We start from the raw sequence: 18,805 nt of genomic DNA on the forward strand, positions 1-18,805 counted from the left end.
CCGATAACGCAGAAAGGCGGCGCGCGTGTGCGCACCGCCTTCGTTCATTGCGTCAAGCGCATCAGCGCTGCTGCTTCTGGTCCTGGTGCTTCTGGTCCTGCTGCTTGCCGCCCTTCTGATTCTGCTGGTCCCACTGCTGCTGGTTCTGCTGGCCGGGCTTCTGGTTCTGCTGCTGACTGCCCTGCTGCTCCTGCGGCGATTTGCCGGGACTGCGGTTCTGCTGGTTAGCCATGATTGCACTCTTCTCGAAAAACCTCGGGGGATGCGCTGGGTTGCGGCGCGGGTACAGGGTCCCGCCGATCCGGTTAATCACAGGCGAAAAAACAGTGAGGTGGTGCGTTGACGGCGATGACTGCGGGCAGCCCGATGTAAACCATTCATGCTCCGCGTCCCAGCGCCGCAGCCCTCACGGTTTTATCTGCTGGCCATCGCCACTGGGCACCGCGTCGTAGTAACGCCCCGTGCGGGTATCGAGCACGCGGTTGGGGCCCACCTGCTTGACCCCCGGAATGATCCGGCCGTTTCGGTCGTAGACCTTGCTCTGCACGGCCGGCCCCCGCATCGGCGCCGGCTGCGACGGGCCTTTGCTCTGGATCGGGTGCGTGCGCAGCTGCTGTTGGGTCTGCGAGGACGATTTCACCGGCGCCATCTGCCCGGACAGGCTGTCGGCCGGGGCCGGCTGCGCGGGGATCGGCAGGGGCGCGGGGGTCGGCGGCGGGGCCACGACCGGGCGGGTCGCGGTGGGGCTGGGTGGCGGCCCGATCTGCGCGGCCGCGCCCAATGGGAGCAACGCCAGCAGGGCAGCGGCAAGGCGGCGTGGGCGGTACATGGTGATCTCCCGGCGGCGGTTCAGGTCTTCACCATGCACCTGCACGGGTATCAGCACCATGAACGCCGGCTTGTACCTTGAGAGGCAAAAGCCCAATCTAACTGCCATACCAATAGGGAACCTTTATGACGGCTTTTGACCTGTCCCCACCTACCGACGCCCAGCGCCAAGCCCTGGTGGCCGGCCTCAGCGCCGATGAGCAGCGTGTCCTCCTGCACCACGGCACCGAGGCGCCGTTCTGCGGGGTGTTCCTGGACAACAAGCAGGACGGGGTCTACGGCTGCCGGTTGTGCGGCCTTCCGCTGTTCCGCTCCAGCACCAAATTCGACTCCGGCACCGGCTGGCCGAGCTTCTTTGCCCCCTTCGATCCGGCCCATGTCCGCGAGATCCGCGATGCCAGCCATGGCATGGTCCGCACCGAAATCGTCTGTGCGCGGTGTGACAGCCATCTCGGCCATGTCTTCCCCGATGGCCCGCCGCCGACCCATGAACGCCACTGCCTGAACTCGGTCTCGTTGTCGTTCACCCCCAATGGGCAGGCCTATCCGGACCCGCTGCAACGCGGTGGTGCCGAGGCTGGCCCGGCAGGCTGAATCCGGGAAAGTGTGACGTCGAGCGAACGCCCCCCTTCAGAAAGGGTGTGAAGGGGCCGACATGGAGGTATCCCCTTCCCGCGTCGGCCCCATGCTCATCATCGTTGGACTTCTTGTCGTCATCCTCAGCGTGCTCGGCGGTTACGTCGGGGCGCACGGCAAACTCGGCGCGCTGTGGCAGCCCTATGAACTGGTGATCATCGGCGGTGCGGCGCTGGGTGCGTTCCTGGTTGGCACGCCGGTCAAAACCGTGAAGCAGACCCTGGCGGCCACCGTGGGCGTGTTCAAGGGGCCACGCTACAAGCAGCAGGACTACATCGACGTCCTCAGCCTGCTCTATGAGCTGCTCAACAAGGCCCGCCGCGAAGGATTCATGGCGCTGGAAGACCACGTCGAGCGCCCGGCCGAAAGCAGCATCTTCGCCAACTACCCCAAGGTGCAGGCCGACCACCACCTGGTCGACTTCATCACCGACTGCCTGCGCCTGATGATCGGCAGCAACATCGAGCCGCACGAGCTGGAGCCGCTGCTGGAGCTGGAACTGGAGAAGCACCATGGCGAGGCGATGCAGCCGGCCGCGGTGCTCAACAAGGTCGCCGACGGCCTGCCCGGCTTCGGCATCGTCGCCGCGGTGCTGGGCATCGTGATCACCATGGGCTCGATCGGCGGGGAAATCACGGAAGTCGGCGCACACGTCGCCGGCGCGCTGGTCGGCACCTTCCTGGGCATCCTGCTGGCCTATGGCTTCGTCGGCCCGCTGGCCTCGGCCGTGGAAGCGCGCGCCGAACAGGACGCACGCATCTACGAATCGGTCAAGACCGCCCTGCTGGCCTGCCTGCGCGGCTACAACCCGAAGATCGCCCTGGAATTCGCCCGCAAGACCCTGCCGTCCAACGTGCGCCCGGGCTTCAGCGAGTTCGAACAGCACCTCAAGACGGTCAAGTAAGGCAGCGCCATGGCCGAGACCAAACCCACCGTCATCGTCCGCCGGGTCAAGAAGGCCGGTCATGCCGCGCACCATGGCGGTGCCTGGAAAGTGGCCTACGCCGACTTCGTGACCGCGATGATGGCCTTCTTCCTGGTGCTGTGGCTGATGGCCGCCACCAGCAAGCCCGAGCGCGCGGCGATCTCCGAATACTTCCGCAACCCCAGCCCGCTGGCCGGCAGCAGCTCCACCCCGGCCCCGGGCATGGCCGGACCGGGCGGCGCCAGCACCTCGATGATCAAGCTGGGCGGCGCCACCGACATCTCGCGCGGCAACAGCAACGATCCCTTCCAGAACCAGCAGGCCTCCCGGCCCGTGCCGCAGCAGGACGAGCGCGAGCGCGAGAAACGCCAGCTTGAAGCGCTCAAGCAGGAGCTGGAAGAAGCGATCAGCAAGAGCCAGGCGCTGGAACCGTTCAAGGATCAGCTGCTGCTCGACCTCACCCCGGAAGGCCTGCGCATCCAGATCGTGGACAAGCAGAACCGGCCGATGTTCGACATGGGCAGCGCCTCGCTCAAGCCCTACACGCGCGCGATCCTTCGCGAGCTGTCGCAGTTCATCAACCACGTGCCGAACCGGATCAGCATCACCGGCCATACCGACACCACCGCCTACAACGCGGCCCACGGCTACAGCAACTGGGAGCTCAGCGCCGACCGCGCCAATGCCGCCCGGCGGGCGCTGCTTGATGGCGGCATGACCGAGGACAAGGTAACCCGGGTGGTCGGGCTGTCCTCCTCGGTGCTGTTCGACCGCACGCAGCCGGACAACCCCATCAACCGCCGGATCAGTATCGTGGTGATGACCAAGGCGGCCGAAGCGGCGGCGTTGGCCGGCGCCGGGCAGGAAGTGGCGCTGTCGCCCACCGCTGCCGACGCCGATATCCAGGCAACGCTCGCGCCGGCTGTCGCGCCGTAAGGGACGCGACGAAGGCGGCAGCAGAGGGAATTCAGGGAATCCGTGGAGCCGGCCAGCGGCCGGTGCTGACGAACGCCTGTAAGGAATCCGTGGAGCCGGCCAGCGGCCGGCACTACAATGGGTCTTTCCTTTTGTAGATAGACCGCACCCATGTCCAAGCAGTCCAAGGCCAAGCGCGACAAGCGCAAGAAGCAGCAGCCCAAGCGCCCGATCAACCGCCTCAACGCCCAGCAGCCGGTGCAGAACCATGCCGTGCTGACCAACGAAGAAGGCCAGGTCGTCGCCGCGATCGGCCTGCAGGGCACCGAGTGGCTGCTGGCCATCGGCGGCCAGACCATGGGCAACGCCGACAACCCGGTGCCGATGCTGGCCATGCTCAAGCACCTGTCCAACGTCCAGGAAAAGGAAGGCCGCAAGGTCAACCTGGAGTACTCGACCCAGCTGCAGCAGCTGATCGACGACCTGGCCGCCGACGAAGGCAAGACCGCCGACGAGTACCTGGCCCAGCTGGTCTCCGAGTTTGAAGGTGTGGAAGGCGAGGAAGGCGAGGAAGGCGAAGACGCCGAAACCGCTGCCGACGCCGGCGACGACGCCAAGGTGGCAGACGAGGCCGGCACCGATGCCGCCGCCGTCGCCGCCCCGGCCGCCAGCGACGACAAGCCGCAGGCCTGAGCCACGGCGATCCGGTGACGGTCTATATCGACGATGCGGTACATCCCTGGCGCGGCGAGCGCTGGGCGCATCTGATGGCCGACACCCTGCCCGAGCTGCACGCCATGGCGGCGCAGCTCGGGATTCCACGGCGGGCGTTCCAGAACCGCCGCAGCGGCGCGCACTACGACGTGCCCGCCCCGCTGCGCCTGCAGGCCATCGCGCTGGGCGCACAGGCCATCTCACGACATACGGACCGCGAACGGGTCAAAGCCGTGATCGCCAACGCAAGAAGCCAGTATCAGGCGTAGCTGCCGACCGTGGGTCGGCATGCGCAGGCCGCAATCGCGCCCTCAGAACGGATCGCTGCCCGGCCGTACTTCCACGCCCAGCAGCGAGCACAGCGCCAGCATCGCATCGTCATCGCGGTTGAGCGCCATCCAGCCGGCCAGCGTGTCATTGCCGGTATCCACGCTCCACAGCGCGTAGTTGTGCTCGCGCAGGCGGTCGTGGGCGGTGGTCATCAACATCGGCGCATCCACCTCCGCCGCGAAGTCCTCATCGTCCAGGTCGCCGCCCCAGTCGATCTGCAGGTTCCAGCGCGCGGACAGCTCGTTCACCGCCGACATCAGCGCATCGGCATCGCCCCGCTCCACCTCGAACCCGGACTGCCAGGCAATCGCAGCCATCATCGGCGGCAGCCAGTCGGCGTCCTCATCGATGCCCTCGCCGCTTTCCAGCAGCGCTTCGCGCCAGCGGTTGAACTGCTGCAGCGCCAGTTCTTCATCGCCCGGGTTGATCAGCACGAACAGATTCCAGATCCGCGCCTCGAAATCGTCCTCGTCGAAATCGCGCTCTTCTTCTTCGAAGTCGAAATAATCGCTGTTGTCGGGCATGGCCGGTAATCCTGGAGACAGGGGCGCATTCTGCCGTGCAAGGGCGTTGGCAGGAAGCGAAATTCGGCGCGGGGCCCGCCGCGGTTTATCCTGTGCGGCAGAAGACGGCCTTGGTGGTCGTCAGCATCCTGTGACCATGAGCGATACCCCTCCCGATCACCTGGCGATCAACCCGGCCAGCCCCTTCCACGATGCCGCTGCGCTGGAGCGCGGCGTGGGCATCCGCTTCAACGACGTCGAGCGCGACAACGTTGAAGAATATTCGGTCAGCGAAGGCTGGATCCGCGTGCAGGCCGGCAAGGCCCGCGACCGCCGCGGCAACCCGATGACGATCAAGGTCAAGGGCACCGTGGTGGCCTACTTCCTGGATCAGAAGCCGGACGCCTGATCCGACGTCTGCCGGAGACGTCTGATCCACGTGTGGCGGGGTAGAGCCACCCCACGGGTGGCTGCGCGGACCCATTGGAACCCTCGCGTCAGGGACGAAGCGCAGCCACCCATGGGGTGGCTCTACCCGTGGCACGGTGCGGCCTCAATCGCGTTGCCGCGTCTCCAGCAGATCCAGATTGCGGATCAGCCTGCGCGAGATCTCATCGGAGATCTTGCCCCGCCGGGTCAGGCGGAACAGCTCTTCACGCTCGGCGGTCAGCCCCGCGGTGCGCAGCTGGCGATAGCCCTGCTCCATGCGCTTGACCTTCTCCGGATCCGCATCCGGCCCGGCTTCCTTCTCCAGGTTGCGCTGGTACAGCAGGCTGACCCGCGAGGCGGCGTCGTTGTAGAGCTGCACGTTCTCGGTGGTCTGGTTCTGCACCAGCTGCTGGCGCGTGCGCTCCACGCCGGCCAGCGCCGCCTTGGCGGCCAGCTTGCGGGCCAGGTCCTCTTCCTTGCGCTCGCCCGAATCGGCCGGCAGTTCCAGGCCTTTGAGCAGGCGCGGCAGCGCGATGCTGGCACCGACCAGCGAGATCAGGATCACCGCCGCGGCCAGGAAAATCACCAGGTCGCGTGCCGGGAAGGCACTGCCGTCGGGCAGGAACAACGGCAGGGTCAGCACGCCGGCCAGGGTGATCGCACCGCGCACGCCCGCCACCGAGGTCGCCACCACGATCCGCCAGGAGGTGCCCTGCCGGGCCTCGCCCCGATGGCGCGCACGCAGCAGGCTCCAGCGCAGCGACAGCCACACCCAGGCCAGGCGCAGCAGCACCAGCGCCAGGTTGATCACCACCACATAGACCAGCAGCCACCACGCACTGTGGTGCCCGCTCTCGCTGACGGTCTTGATCGCGCGTTCCACGATGCCCGGCAACTGCTCGCCCAGCAGCACGAACATGATCCCGTTGAAGCTGAACTGCAGCATGTTCCAGACCGCCGTGCGCTGCACGCGCATGCTGCCCGAGACGCGGCCGGTAAGCTCCACGTAGCTCATCGTGACCCCCGCGGCGACCGCCGAGAGGATGCCCGACGCATTGAGTTCTTCGGCCAGCAGGTAGGCCGCGAACGGAATCAGCAGGTTGACCAGCAGCGCCGCACCCGGCTCCTCGCCGAAGCGCCGCCACAGCCAGCGCTGGAAGGTGGACACGCCCAGCGTCACCGCCACGCCGATCGCCAGTCCGGCCACCGCCACCCACAGGAAGGTCAGCGAGGCGTTCGCCAGCGAGAAGGTCCCGGTCATCACCGCCGCCACTGCGAAGCGGAAACAGACCAGGCCGGACGCATCGTTGAGCAGCGACTCGCCTTCCAGGATGTGCATCAGCCGCTTGGGAATCGGCGCGCGCGAGGCGATCGAGCTGACCGCCACCGGGTCGGTCGGGGAGATGATCGCCGCCAGCGCGAAGGCCACCGCCAGCGGCATCACCGGGATCATCCAGTGGATCAGGAAACCGGCACCGATCACGGTGAACACGACCAGCCCGAAGGCCAGTTCCAGGATTACGCCCTTGTCGCGGAACAGGCCCTGCTTGGGGATGCGCCAGCCATCCAGGAACAGCAGCGGCGGCAGGAACAGCAGGAAGAACATCTCCGGCTCGAGCGCGTGGCCGCGGTTGAACACCCCGGCAATGACCGCGCCCAGCCCGATCTGCACCAGCGGCAACGGCAGCGACAACGGCAATACGCGGACCAGGTAGCCGCTGGCGACCACCGCCACCAGCATCGCCAGAACGACTTCAATGGTATGCATGCATTTTCCAGTAAGCAGCGCGGGGGAGGCTGCGGACAGCCGGCGCCGGAAACAGGAAAAAACGTACCACACGTGCGCCGCCACGCGAATGCGCGGGGCGCGGCAGGCTCAGTCGGCGGACAGCCGGCCCCTCATGCGGCGCGCTGCTGCGCGTCGGCGCCATCGAAGCGATAGATGTCCATCGCCAGGAAGCCGGCATCGATCCCGGCATCGATGCGCTGCGCACCGAGCGCTTCGCCACCGGCGGCGCCCATCGCAAAGTGCAGCGGCTGCAGGTGCTCGTCGCTGGGGTGCGCCTGCACCGCGTGCGGGGCCTGGCGGCGGTAATCGATCAACGCGGCGCTGTCATCGGCGGCCAGGCGCTGCTCGACCCATTCGATGAAGGGCCGCACATAAGGGGCCTCCTTGCCATCCGCGTAGCTGCGCCAATCGTGCAGGTTGTGGGTGATGCTGCCCGAGCCGATCAACAGCACACCCTGCTCGCGCAGCGGCGCCAGCGCGCGCCCCAGCGCGAACTGGTGGGCCGGCCCGAGCAGTGGCTGGATCGCCAGCGGCACGACCGGGATGTCCGCCTGCGGATACAGGAACCGCAGCGGCACCCATGCACCGTGATCGAGACCGCGCTGTGGATCGATCGCGGTCGGCAGACCGGCAGCGCCCAGCCGCTGCGCGACCTCCTGCGCCAGCGCGGGCTCGCCCGGGGCCGGATACTGCAGGTCGAACAGTGCCTGCGGGAAACCGCCGAAATCGTGAAGGGTGGGCGGCTCGGCATGTCCACCCACCGCCGGCTGATGGGTCAGCCAGTGCGCCGAGGCCATCACGATCGCGCGCGGGCGCGGCAGGCGCGCCGCCAGCGCGGCCAGGCGCTCGCCCACCAGACCGGGATGGAGTGCGGTCATCGGCGAGCCATGGGAGATATAAAGGGACGGCAAGCGGGGCATCACGGACTCCAATGGCAGGACCCAACGGGTCGATCTGCAGATCAGCGTATTGCGGACAGATCGGCCAATAAATACGATGCATCGACGCTGTTTATTTCGGAAAAAGAAACAATGGACACTCTGGACGCCATGCGTGTGTTTGTCGCCGTGGTCGAGCGCAATGGCTTCAGTGCCGCCGCGCAGGCCCTGGACCTGTCCACCGCCGGGGTGACCCGGCAGATCGCGGCGCTGGAAAAGCGCCTCTCGACCCGGCTGCTCAACCGTACGACCCGCCGCGTGAGCCCCACGAGCACGGGCGCGGCCTATTACGCCGAGTGCGTGCGGCTGCTGGCCGAGTTCGACGCGCTGGAAGCCGGCATCAGCGCGCAGGCGCTGGAGCCGTCTGGGCGGCTGCGGATCAACGCGCCGGTCAGCTATGGCATTGCCCGCCTGGGCCCGCTGCTGGCTGGTTACCGCGCGCGCTACCCGCAGGTGGAACTGGACCTGTCGCTGTCCGACCGTCTGGTGGACATGGTCGAAGAAGGCTATGACGTGGCCATCCGCATCACCCGCCAGCCCAGCCCGGCCTTGATCGCGCGCAAGCTGGGCGAAGCGCAGATCAGCCTGTGCGCAGCGCCGTCGTACCTGGACGCGCACGGGCGCCCGCAGCAGCCGGAAGACCTGTCCGCGCACGAGTGCCTGAGCTACAGCTACTGGGCCGGTGGCGATGCATGGCAACTGCAGGGACCACGTGGGGAGGTCTCGGTGCCGGTGCATGGCGGTGTCCGCGCCAACAACGGCGATGTGCTGCGCGAGGCCGCGATCGCCGGCATGGGCATCATCGTGCAGCCGGATTTCCTGGTCGCCGAGGCGCTGGCCGATGGGCGGCTGGAGCGCGTGCTGCCCGAGTGGCAGGTGCCGGGCGTGGGCATCCATGCGGTGTACACCAGCCGCAGCCACCTGGCCCCGAAGGTGCGCAGTTTCATCGACTACCTGGCCCAGGCCCTGGCGTGATGGCGCGCGCCGCTATGCCTCCACCGATTCCAGCTGCCCGATGAGCCGTGCCAGCGGCATCGGCCGGCCGAGCAGATAGCCCTGCACCTGGTCGCAGCCATGCGCGGCCAGCCACTGCAGCTGACCGGGCGTTTCCACGCCCTCGGCGATGATGGTCAGGCCCATGCTGTGCCCCAGTGACAACAGCGCGCGGCAGATCGAGGCGTTGCGCGGGTTGGTTTCCACGTCGGCCACGAAGCTGCGGTCGATCTTGAGGATGTCCAGTGGCAGGTGCTGCAGGTAGGACATGTTGGAATAGCCGGTGCCGAAATCATCCAGCGAAATGCAGATGCCCTGCTCGTGCAGGCGCTGCATGGTCTGTTTGGCCTGGCCCGGCTTGCGCATCAGGCTGCTTTCGGTCAGCTCGACCTGCAGCGCACCGCGGGCCAGCCCGAATTCGTGGCTGGCGCGGGTGAACTCGGCCACCAGGTCGCTGTTGAAGAACTGCACCGCCGAGACATTCACCGCGATCGGCAGGTCCCAGCCCGCGTCGACCAGCTGCCGCTGCGCCTGCGCCGCGGCGCGGATCACCCAGCGGCCAAGCGCGAGGATCAGCCCGGTGTCTTCGCACAGCTGGATGAACTCGCCCGGGGGAATGAAGCTGCCATCCGCCTGCGGCCAGCGCAGCAGGGCTTCCAGCGCGGCCGGGCTGCTGTCGCCGGCGTGGCAGATCGGCTGGTAATACAGCTCGAACTCGGTGTCGATCGCACTGTGGATGCGCCCGGCCAGGCGCAGCCGCTCGGCCAGGCGCGAACTGACGGTCGCGTCGTACCAGGCGATGACATTGCCTTCGTCGCGCGCCGCGTGGGCGGCCTGCGCGGCCATGCCGATCACCTGTTCGGCGGTGCTGGCATCGTCGCCGGCCTTCACGGCGACACCGATGCGCGGCTCGAACTGGTGGAGCCAGTCCTGCCCACGCACCGGTTCGGACACGGTCTGCACCAGGGTGTCCAGCGCGGTCTGGCGCTGATGGTCGTCGCGGATCGCGAAGATGAAATCCTCGGCGGGCTGGAACGCCAGCAGCCCGTAGCGCACGCCGAGCCCGCCCAGGCGCTTGGCCATCGCCTGCAGCACCACGTCGCCGACCTCGCGGCCGAGCGTGTCCGACACCAGCTGCAGGCCGCGGAACTGCACGTAGGCGATCGTGTAGGCGCCCCCCTCTTCATCCAGCTGCGCGGCCAGCGCGCGCGTATTGAGCAGACCGGTCGCCGGGTTGTGGGTGGCGTGGTACGCCAGATCGCGCTCGTAAGCCAAACGCTCGCTGACGTCCTCGGCCAGTACCAGGCAGGCCTGGCGGCCGTCGAAATCCAGCCGCGCCAGATGCGCACGCACTTCAAAGACGCTGCCGTCCTTGCGCTGGTGCAGGCGGACCTGCGCATCCTGCACGTCGCCGATGCGCGCCTGCGCGATCGCCCCGCGGATCTCCTCCCAACCCTCGCGCGGGCGGATGTCCAGGATGCTCATCGCCAGGAACTCATCGCGGCTGTAGCCGTACTGGCGCACCGCCGCTTCGTTGACCTCCAGAAAGCGCAGCGTGTCCGGATCGAACACCCAGAACGGGGCCGGATTGCGGTCGAACAGCAGCCGGAACTGGCGCTCGGCCTGCTGCACCCGGGCCAGCGCATCGACCCGCTCGCTGACATCGGTCAACGCACCGATCATGCGGCGCTGGCGGTCCACCACCGCCACGCGCTGGCCGCGCGCGGCGACCCAGCGGGTCGCGCCACCCGGCAGCACCAGGCGGAACATCTCATCGAGCACGCCGCTGCCGGCAAAGGCGGCATCGAAGGCCTGCTGCATGCGCGCGGTATCGTCGTGGTGCACGCGCGCGAAGAAATCCGCGACGGGCAGGCTTTCGATGTCGATGCCGAAAATCTCTCGGGCCAGCGGCGACCAGCGCAGCAGGCAAGCATCCTCGTCCACGTACCAGGTACACACCTTGCCGACCTGGTGGGCCATGCGCAGTTCGGCGTGGCCGGTACGCAGCTCCTCGCTCAGGCTGTCCTGGTCGCGGGTGGCGCAGCGCAGGCTGACATAGACCGCGGCAAACAGCGCCCAGTACAGCAGGTAGACCCCGACCGAGGCCTGCACATACGGCCACCAGGCCGCCAGCACGTCGCGCCGGCCCAACCCGGCGTACACCGCCAGCGGGTACTGGGCCAGCGTGCTGAGGCTGGAGATGCGCTCGACGCCATCGACTGCACTGGTCTCGGTCCCCAATGGGGTCAGGGCATCGCGGCGCAGCAGCTCGCGCCTGGCCAGGCCGAAGCGGCGCCCCACCACGCCGACCGGATCGGGGCTGCGCGCCAGCACGTAGCCCCGCGGGTCGGTGATCGAGATCACCCCGGCATCGCCGGTATCCATGCCGCCGATGATGGCCTGCAGTTCCGCCGTGCGCAGCCGTGCCAACAGCCAGCGGTCACCGCCCATCGGCAGCGCCAGCGGCAGGATCCAGTGCGCGGCATCCAGCGCCTGCGGCGGCCCGAGGAAAACCTGGCTGCCCAGGCCGCGGTTGTCATCCACCGCCCAGAGCGGCAACTGCAGGTCGCCACTGCCACTGGTCAGGGCCCGCCCGTACTGGTCGACCACCACGATGCTGTGCAGTTCGGCATGCCGCTGCAGCGCCCCGGCGATGCTGGCATCGAGCAGGTCCGGTGCCTGCGCCGGCACCCGCTGGAAGAGCAGCGCGCCATCGCGGGAGATGCCCTGCATCACCCGCTCCAGGTTGCGCAGTTCCAGCCGCAGCAGGCGCTGGGCGCCGGTGGCCAGCGCCGAGCTCTGGCGCTGCGCGGCTTCCTGTCGGCGCTGGCAGTCATTGAGCAGCGTCGCCACCAGCCCGGCGCCCAGCAGCACGCCCAGGGATACCCCGAGCCACACGAACGTCCGCAGTGGCCGTGCCAGGGCACGGTTCAACGCGGGCATCGCAACCCTTTTCCCGAACGACAGGCTGACTTCATCTGTAAACGCTTCCTGGTTTCCCCAAACCTGAGCGGCCGCTGCCCGGGATTCTTGACGCCTTGCTCGTCACACCGGCGCCAGCCGGCGCCCGCGGAATCCGTGCAGGCCCCAGCATGCACCAGCGCGTACGGCACGGGAAGCACCGCGGCCAGGGTTCACATCCGTGAACCCGGAAGACCGGCACACCCGGTACCCGATGCCGCCGAAGCCGGCATAACCGCGCGCCCGGTACGGGATTAGACTTGGGTGTTTCCGTTGCTGAGAAGCTCAATGTCCAAGCTGCGCCGCCCCACCCTGATGCTCGCCATTGCCGCCAGCCTGTCGCTGAGCCTGGCCGCCTGCGACCGCGAGGCCACTGCACCGGCCGCGTCCGCCCCCGAGACCACCCCGGCCGAACCGGCCGCGCCCAAGCCGCAGCTGGGCAGCTTCGGCTTCGACGCCGCCGGCATGGACCGCAGCGTCGCCGCCGGCGATGACTTCTTCGGCTTCGCCAACGGCACCTGGGTCAAGAACACCGAGATCCCGGCCGACCGCTCCAGCTACGGCAGCTTCAATGTCATCTCCGAAAAAACCCTGGCCGACACACGCGCGATCCTCGAAGGCGCTGCGGCCGACACAAAGGCCGAGGGCGAGGCCAAGCTGATCGGCGATTACTACGCCGCCTTCATGGACGAGAGCGGCATCGAGTCGCGTGGCGTCGCCCCGGTCAAACCGGAACTGGACGCCATCGCCGGCATCAACGACAAGGCCGCGCTGGCCACCGCGCTCGGCGGCACGCTGCGCGCCGACGTGGACCTGCTCAACGCCACCAACTTCTACACCGACCGCCTGTTCGGCGTGTGGGTCTCGGTGGATCTGCTGCAGCCGGACCGCACCGCGCCGTACCTGGTGCAGGGCGGTCTGGGCCTGCCGGACCGTGATTTCTACCTGCAGGGTGGCCGCATGGCCGAGATCCGCAAGCAGTACCAGGCCTACATCGCCCAGGTCCTGCAGCTGGCCGGCGTCGCCGATCCGGCCGCCAAGGCGCAGCGCATCCTCGCGCTGGAGACCAGGATCGCCCAGGTCCACGCCACCCAGGAAGACACCAACGACGTCGCCAAGGGCGCCAACGCCTGGAAGCAGACCGACCTGAGCGCCAAGGCACCGGGCATGGACTGGAACGCGTTCCTGGCCTCGGCCGGGCTGGACGCCCAGCAGGACTTCATCGTGTGGCAGCCCAAGGCCGTCGCGGGCATCTCGCGCCTGGTCGCCACCGAGCCGCTGGAGGTCTGGAAGGACTACCTGGCCTTCCATGCGCTGGACCGCGCCGCGCCGTACCTGCCCAAGTCGTTTGCCGATGCGCGCTTCGCCTTCCACGGCACCACGCTCAACGGCACCCCGCAGCAGAGCGAGCGCTGGAAGCGTGCGGTGGATGACAGCAACCATGCCGTCGGCGAAGCGATCGGCAAGCTGTACGTCGAACGTCATTTCGATCCGGCCACCAAGGCGCGCGCGGACGCGATGGCCAAGAACATCATCGCCGCGTTCGCCAAGCGCATCGATGCGCTGGAGTGGATGTCGCCGCAGACCAAGGCGCGTGCCAAGGCCAAGGTGGATGGCCTGACCGTGGGCATGGGCTACCCGGACAAGTGGCGCGACTACGCCGGTCTTGAGATCAAGCGCGATGACGCGTTGGGCAATGCCGAGCGTGCGGAGCTGTTCGAGTACCGCCGCAACATCGCCAAGCTGGGCAAGCCGGTGGATCACAGCGAGTGGGCGATGCTGCCGCAGACCATCAATGCGATGAACGTGCCACTGGAAAACCGCCTGGTGTTCCCGGCCGCGATCCTGCAGCCGCCGTTCTTCGACGGCGCGGCCGATGATGCGGTGAACTACGGCGCGATCGGTGCGGTGATCGGCCATGAGATCAGCCACGGTTTCGACAATGCCGGTGCGCTGTTCGATGAGACGGGCAAGCTGCAGAACTGGTGGACGCCCGAAGATCTGAAGAAGTTCAACGCGGCCGGCGATGCACTGGCGGCGCAGTTCAGCAGCTACACACCGTTCCCGGGGGTATCGGTGAATGGTCGTCTGACGCTGGGCGAGAACATTGCGGACGTGGCAGGTCTTTCGACGGCCTACGATGCGTATCAGTTGTCGCTGCAGGGCAAGCCGGGCCAGACGCTGGAAGGCTTCACGCCGGATCAGCGGTTCTTCCTGGGGTTTGCGCAGGCATGGCGGAGCAAGGCGCGTGAGCAGGCGCTGCGCAATTCGCTGTTGACCAATGTGCATGCGCCGGGCCAGTTCCGTGCGTTGACGGTGCGCAATCTGGATGCGTGGTATCCGGCCTTCGAGGTGAAGGAAGGCCAGAAGCTGTACCTGGCGCCGGAGAAGCGGGTCAAGGTGTGGTGAGGTGCGTCATCGCACGTTGCTGAAATGAGAGAACGGGCGCTTCGGCGCCCGTTTTTTTTTCGCTGTAGAGCAGCGGGTCCCGGAAGCCTGTGCGTGCCCGACCCAACCAGCGGACACAGGGCACTTGCCGCTTCAAGGCCAATCAGCAAGCACCCCAGCCGACACACCCATCCGCGTGCACGCCCGCGTCGCCAGCCCATCCTGCAGCGCGCGCCGGAACAATGGCGCCATGCCTTTGAGCATCACCGCCGATGCCCGCCACTGCGCACGCTGCATCGGCGTGCGCTGGATCATCGCGGTCGCCCAGTCCGGCAGCAGCGCTGCACCTGCACCGAGGAACAGCTCGCGCGAGAGACCTGCCATCGGCACCGGCAGGCGGATGCCTGACAGTACTGCCAGCACCTCGCGCGAGCGCGCATCGAACACCAGCTGCGATTGCTGGCGCGCGAAGTACCCGTCGACCTCCGCTTCCGACGCGGGAACGTCTACAGCGCCAAGCGCCTCGGCCACGCGCTTGTACTCACGGTAGTACTGGTCGGCGACCGCCGTAGGCACGTCGCGGCAATAGCGTCGGCAGCCCTGCAGGAAGCCGTACGCTTCAGTGACGTGCACCCAGGTGAGCAGCGCGGGATCGTCGGCGGAATACGCGCGGCCATCGGCGGTGTGTCCGCGTACCTGTGCATGGATGCGGGTCACCTTGGCGATCAGCGCCTCCACTTCCGCGGTGGGTGCGTAGGTCGTTCCCGCGACGAACGCGGTGGTGCGGCGCAGGCGGCCGACCAGGTCATCGCGGAAGTTGGAGTGGTCGTACACGCCGGCCAGGGCCAGCGGATGCAGGGTCTGCAGCATCAGGGCGCACAGCCCGCCGGCGAGCATGCCGGGAAACTCGGCATGCACCCGCCAGGTGATGCTGTCGGGGCCGAACCAGCCCGGGTCGCCCAGCGGGTGGTCGTAGTCGATCCCGCTCTGGCCGCGGGGGAAGGCGCCCAGTACCCAGCGTCGGATCGGGGCGGTGGCAGGGCGGGCAAGCGAACGCAGCAGGGAGGACATCAGCAGTACCGAGGGCGAGCGGACCGGCATTTCGCGCGGATGCGTCAATTCTGCGTGATACCGGTGGGGCTGGCGAGGCGGGTGCCTGCCAGGGCCTGCGCATTGTGCAGATGCAGCATGGGAGCCGCCGTCCAAGCCGTATTTACCCGGTGATTTACGTGCCGCAGTGCGCAAATCCGCTGCGGGTTTGCCCATTCAGGCAGAAATGGCGCCGGATCTTTGCGCTTTGCCCATTGCCAAGCGCCGTGAAAGTGCTAGAACTGGATACGCCACAACGTCGTCCAATGCGCTGCCGCACGTTCCAGAAGGAGCTCGTCATGATCGCTTTGTTCAAAGGTTTGGGTCTGCTGTTGCAGGACAACGAGCTGTACAGCAGCCCGTTCGAAAAACAGGTCGCGCATTGGCGTAACAAGAGTGAACAGCAGATCCGCGAAGAAGTCGCGGTGCTCGCCAAAGCCAAGGGCCAATGGCTGATGGCCTCGATCGTGGGCTGGCAGGCGTCCTCCCTGCTCATCCTCGGCCTGATCAGCAACTACCTGTGGAAGGATGACTTCCATATCACCTTCACCCGCGTGGTGATCGTGTTCGGTTCGTGGGTGTCGATCCTGTTCGTGATCTGGTTCATGGCCAACATGTTCGATCACACCGCCGGCTTCGAGCGCTGGATGAAGGCCTTCAACAGCCGCGCCCGGATCACCTCCGATGCCGATACGGTCGAATGCGTGGCCGAGGCGCTGGACATGGCCCAGCACTATCCGGAAGTCCTGGATTACAAGCAGGCGGTGAGCGCCAAGCGCGAGCTGCGCCACGAGGACATCCGCATCATGCGCGAGATCGGCCGGATGAAGCAGCACACCGAACTGGTGGGCCAGCTCAATCATGTCGGCGAGCAGCCCAACGGCACCAACCTGCATCTGCAGCCCGCGTTCTGACCCTACTGAAAAGCGGGGGGAGCCACGATGCCACCGTGATCACTCACGGTGGCATTGTTCTTTCTGGACGGCGCTGACGCAGTGCTGGAAGCCGGCCGGGAGCCCGGCCATCTGCTCCGTCTTGCCCACCGCCACCGCCAACCGGTGCAGCGGCAAATAGGGGCAGTCGGTGTCCTTCGTGCAGCGCGCATCCAGCACCAGGTAATGGCAGCGGCCGCTGCTGCTGGCGATGCAGTCGAAGCTGGCCACGCCGTTGTCGACCGTGGTTTTGCTGTACAGCGTATCCACGCCGTTGGCGCGGATGCGGGTGACGGAGGTGTTGTTCGATTGCTGGCAGGCCGCCAGCATCAACACGCAGAGACTGGCGACAACGGCGGTACGCATGGCAGGCTCCAGACGAAAGGAAAGGCGCGTTACATCCCGCGGAACAGGCTCATGAAGGGCTGGCTGACGTTGAGCACTTCGGTGCGGTGCTTCAAGCGCAGCTGGCCGCGGCCGGTGTCATCGCGGGTGACCGCGGCGACCGCCTTCATGTTCACGATGGTGGAGCGGTGGATCTGGCGGAACCGTTGCGGATCGAGCGCATCCAGTAGCTCACGCAGCGAGGTGCGCAGCAGGCTTTCGCCCTGCTCGGTCACCACCGTGGTGTATTTGCTGTCCGCACGGAAGTAGATCACATCTTCGAGCATGATCAGCTGCGTGTCGCGGCCGTTGCTGGCGGTGATCCAGGCCAAAGGCGGCGCGCTTGAGGCGGCGGCGGGCTGATTGCCGAGGCGCTGCAGCAGCTGCTCGAGCATGCCGCTGTCCGGGCGGCCGAGCTGCATGCGGGCCAGGATCCGCTCGCGCGTGGCCAGCAGGCGCTCATCGCTGACCGGCTTGAGCAGGTAGTCGATCGCGCCCTGTTCGAAGGCGTCGATCGCATACTGGTCGTAGGCGGTGACGAACACCACCTGGGTGCGCGGGCTGATCTCGGGCAGCGCGCGGGCCACCTCGATACCGGTGATGCCGGGCATGCGGATGTCGAGCAGGGCCAGGTCCGGCTTCAGCTCGGCCAGGCGCTCCAGCGCACTGGCACCATCCTCGCATTCGGCCACCAGCCGCAGTTCCGGCCACAACCGCTGCAGCTGTGCCACTAGCGACTGGCGCAGCAGGTCTTCGTCTTCGGCAATGAGGGCGTCAAGCTGCATGGATCGCCTCGCGGGCATCGCGCGGCAGGGTGATCGTCGCTGCCACGCCGGTGGGGAAATTGGACACGATCGCCACGCCAGCGTGCTCACCGCAGGTCAGGCGCAGGCGTTCGCGCAGGTTCTTCAGGCCGATCCCGGTACCACTGGTGCCCTGCCCGAACCCGAGGCCGTCGTCGGCCACGGTGAGGGTGACATGGTCCTCGAAGGCGCGCGCGATGATCCACACCGTGCCGCCGCCGGGTTTGGGTTCCAGGCCGTGTTTGATCGCGTTCTCGACCAGGGTCTGCAGCGCCATCGAGGGCAGCGGCAGGCTGAGCAGGGCCGGGGGCACGTCCACCTGCAGGGCCAAGCGGGCGCCCATGCGGATCTTGAGGATTTCCAGGTAGGCCTGGGTGCGCTCCAGCTCCACGCCCAGGGTCGACATCGATTCCTCCACGCTGGGCAGCGAGCTGCGCAGGTACTGGATCAGGTGCCCGAGCATCTGGTCGGCGCGCGGCGGATCGGTGCGGGTCAGCACCTGCGCGTTGGCCAGCGTGTTGTAGAGGAAGTGCGGCTCGACCTGGGCGTGCAGCAGGTTGAGCTTGGCCACCGACAGTTCCTTCTCGGTCGCGGTCTGCTCGGCGGCGGCCTGCTCGTCGCGGCGCTGCTCGGCCACCCGGCGAGTGATCGCACGGCCGACCGCTTCGGCGTTCTCGTGGTTGCTGCCTTCGTCGACCGCCAGCAGATCGGCCCAGACCCCGGCATCGGGCTCGAACAGCAGGGTCACGCTGCTGGTGCCCTGCCCCGGCGTGACCGTGGCGAGCACGCTGTTGCGCTTGATCGCCAGCCGCGCAGGCAGGTTCCAGCGGGACGGCGGGCGGCCGTTGTAGGGATCCACGCGGCGCACATAGGCACGGACCTGCAGGCTGCCGGGCGCACTTTCGATGTCTTCCACGCGTGGCAGCTCGGCGATGGCGGCCTCGACCAAGGCGAAGGCCGGGCCGGCGTCCATCGGCACCTCGATCTGGCGGCGCTGGCGGCTGGACAGGGTGGCCGCGTCCAGGCGTCCGGCGACGTGCTGCACGCGCCGGATATGGGCGATGCAGCTGCCCAGGGCGGTCACCATCACGAACAGGGCCAGCAGGCCGAACACCCAGCCGGGGCCTTCGTCCATGCCATGGAAGAAGCCACTCCAGACGAACCCCGCCACCACGATGGCGGCGGCCCAGGCCAACAGGATGCGGAAGATCAGGGAGAGGCTGGCGAACACGGCGGCGTCATCACATA

At 67.5% G+C, this 18,805-nt stretch carries 19 protein-coding genes; 9 read left to right on the forward strand and 10 right to left on the reverse strand.

Annotated elements, in window-relative coordinates; translation table 11 throughout:
- Positions 1-61 precede the first annotated feature (61 nt).
- Both NJD74_RS11830 and NJD74_RS11835 read right to left on the reverse strand, forming a co-directional pair.
- Positions 62-232: a hypothetical protein gene (locus NJD74_RS11830; RefSeq protein ID WP_019185753.1), complete on the reverse strand. Its 171-nt coding sequence runs from the start codon at positions 230-232 to the stop codon at positions 62-64.
- A 174-nt stretch (positions 233-406) separates the two neighbouring features.
- Positions 407-829, reverse strand: coding sequence for a hypothetical protein (locus tag NJD74_RS11835; RefSeq protein WP_026070182.1), 423 nt, complete (start codon positions 827-829; stop codon positions 407-409).
- 125 nt (positions 830-954) lie between these two features.
- Here NJD74_RS11835 and msrB point away from each other — a divergent pair, with 125 nt between their 5' ends.
- The 5 genes from msrB (at position 955) to NJD74_RS11860 (ending at position 4,287) form a co-directional block, all read left to right on the forward strand.
- Complete coding sequence (gene msrB / locus NJD74_RS11840) at positions 955-1,422, forward strand: peptide-methionine (R)-S-oxide reductase MsrB (RefSeq protein WP_019185751.1); 468 nt, start codon at positions 955-957, stop codon at positions 1,420-1,422.
- A gap of 91 nt (positions 1,423-1,513) precedes the next feature.
- Positions 1,514-2,368, forward strand: a complete 855-nt coding sequence (motA, locus tag NJD74_RS11845; protein ID WP_019185750.1) for a flagellar motor stator protein MotA — start codon at positions 1,514-1,516, stop codon at positions 2,366-2,368.
- A 9-nt stretch (positions 2,369-2,377) separates the two neighbouring features.
- Positions 2,378-3,325, forward strand: a complete 948-nt coding sequence (gene motB / locus NJD74_RS11850) for a flagellar motor protein MotB (protein ID WP_046272907.1) — start codon at positions 2,378-2,380, stop codon at positions 3,323-3,325.
- A gap of 150 nt (positions 3,326-3,475) precedes the next feature.
- Positions 3,476-3,997 (forward strand): hypothetical protein, encoded by a 522-nt coding sequence (locus NJD74_RS11855; protein ID WP_319624209.1) that lies wholly within the window; start codon positions 3,476-3,478, stop codon positions 3,995-3,997.
- Between the two features lie 14 nt (positions 3,998-4,011).
- Complete coding sequence (locus tag NJD74_RS11860; RefSeq protein ID WP_019185747.1) at positions 4,012-4,287, forward strand: DUF4031 domain-containing protein; 276 nt, start codon at positions 4,012-4,014, stop codon at positions 4,285-4,287.
- 42 nt (positions 4,288-4,329) lie between these two features.
- On the opposite strand, the gene NJD74_RS11865 is transcribed toward NJD74_RS11860, so the two are convergent.
- Positions 4,330-4,872: a hypothetical protein gene (locus NJD74_RS11865; protein ID WP_019185746.1), complete on the reverse strand. Its 543-nt coding sequence runs from the start codon at positions 4,870-4,872 to the stop codon at positions 4,330-4,332.
- Positions 4,873-5,008: 136 nt separating this feature from the next.
- On the opposite strand from NJD74_RS11865, the gene NJD74_RS11870 reads away from it, so the two are divergent.
- Positions 5,009-5,260: a DUF3297 family protein gene (locus NJD74_RS11870; RefSeq protein ID WP_019185745.1), complete on the forward strand. Its 252-nt coding sequence runs from the start codon at positions 5,009-5,011 to the stop codon at positions 5,258-5,260.
- 144 nt (positions 5,261-5,404) lie between these two features.
- Here NJD74_RS11870 and NJD74_RS11875 read toward each other — a convergent pair whose 3' ends face one another.
- Together NJD74_RS11875 and NJD74_RS11880 are read right to left on the reverse strand one after the other, a co-directional pair.
- The gene (locus NJD74_RS11875) at positions 5,405-7,048 is read right to left on the reverse strand and encodes a Na+/H+ antiporter (protein ID WP_070426533.1); all 1,644 of its coding nucleotides are present in this window, start codon (positions 7,046-7,048) and stop codon (positions 5,405-5,407) included.
- 131 nt (positions 7,049-7,179) lie between these two features.
- The gene (locus tag NJD74_RS11880; RefSeq protein WP_319624210.1) at positions 7,180-7,989 is read right to left on the reverse strand and encodes a class III extradiol ring-cleavage dioxygenase; all 810 of its coding nucleotides are present in this window, start codon (positions 7,987-7,989) and stop codon (positions 7,180-7,182) included.
- A 111-nt stretch (positions 7,990-8,100) separates the two neighbouring features.
- On the opposite strand from NJD74_RS11880, the gene NJD74_RS11885 reads away from it, so the two are divergent.
- The gene (locus tag NJD74_RS11885) at positions 8,101-8,982 is read left to right on the forward strand and encodes a LysR family transcriptional regulator (protein WP_319624211.1); all 882 of its coding nucleotides are present in this window, start codon (positions 8,101-8,103) and stop codon (positions 8,980-8,982) included.
- Positions 8,983-8,994: 12 nt separating this feature from the next.
- On the opposite strand, the gene NJD74_RS11890 is transcribed toward NJD74_RS11885, so the two are convergent.
- Entirely contained in the window at positions 8,995-11,943 is a 2,949-nt protein-coding gene (locus tag NJD74_RS11890; protein ID WP_319624212.1) for an EAL domain-containing protein, read from the reverse strand.
- A 306-nt stretch (positions 11,944-12,249) separates the two neighbouring features.
- Here NJD74_RS11890 and NJD74_RS11895 point away from each other — a divergent pair, with 306 nt between their 5' ends.
- A complete protein-coding gene (locus NJD74_RS11895; protein WP_070471630.1) occupies positions 12,250-14,370 on the forward strand; it encodes a M13 family metallopeptidase in 2,121 nt (706 codons plus the stop codon).
- Positions 14,371-14,502: 132 nt separating this feature from the next.
- Here the strand turns inward: NJD74_RS11895 and NJD74_RS11900 are convergent, their stop codons facing one another.
- A complete protein-coding gene (locus NJD74_RS11900; protein ID WP_319624213.1) occupies positions 14,503-15,420 on the reverse strand; it encodes an oxygenase MpaB family protein in 918 nt (305 codons plus the stop codon).
- Between the two features lie 317 nt (positions 15,421-15,737).
- On the opposite strand from NJD74_RS11900, the gene NJD74_RS11905 reads away from it, so the two are divergent.
- Entirely contained in the window at positions 15,738-16,352 is a 615-nt protein-coding gene (locus tag NJD74_RS11905; RefSeq protein WP_026070179.1) for a hypothetical protein, read from the forward strand.
- 39 nt (positions 16,353-16,391) lie between these two features.
- Here the strand turns inward: NJD74_RS11905 and NJD74_RS11910 are convergent, their stop codons facing one another.
- Genes NJD74_RS11910 through NJD74_RS11920 form a run of 3 tightly spaced genes read right to left on the reverse strand, consistent with a single transcriptional unit; the run spans position 16,392 to position 18,788 of the window.
- Positions 16,392-16,736 (reverse strand): hypothetical protein, encoded by a 345-nt coding sequence (locus NJD74_RS11910; RefSeq protein ID WP_319624214.1) that lies wholly within the window; start codon positions 16,734-16,736, stop codon positions 16,392-16,394.
- A gap of 29 nt (positions 16,737-16,765) precedes the next feature.
- Entirely contained in the window at positions 16,766-17,539 is a 774-nt protein-coding gene (locus NJD74_RS11915) for a LytTR family DNA-binding domain-containing protein (protein WP_019185736.1), read from the reverse strand.
- The gene (locus NJD74_RS11920; RefSeq protein ID WP_046272900.1) at positions 17,529-18,788 is read right to left on the reverse strand and encodes a histidine kinase; all 1,260 of its coding nucleotides are present in this window, start codon (positions 18,786-18,788) and stop codon (positions 17,529-17,531) included. Before NJD74_RS11920 ends, NJD74_RS11915 begins: the two co-directional genes overlap by 11 nt.
- Positions 18,789-18,805 lie beyond the last annotated feature (17 nt).

This window comes from Stenotrophomonas sp. RG-453 (assembly GCF_033843685.1).
Classification (GTDB): Bacteria; Pseudomonadota; Gammaproteobacteria; order Xanthomonadales; family Xanthomonadaceae; genus Stenotrophomonas; species Stenotrophomonas bentonitica_A.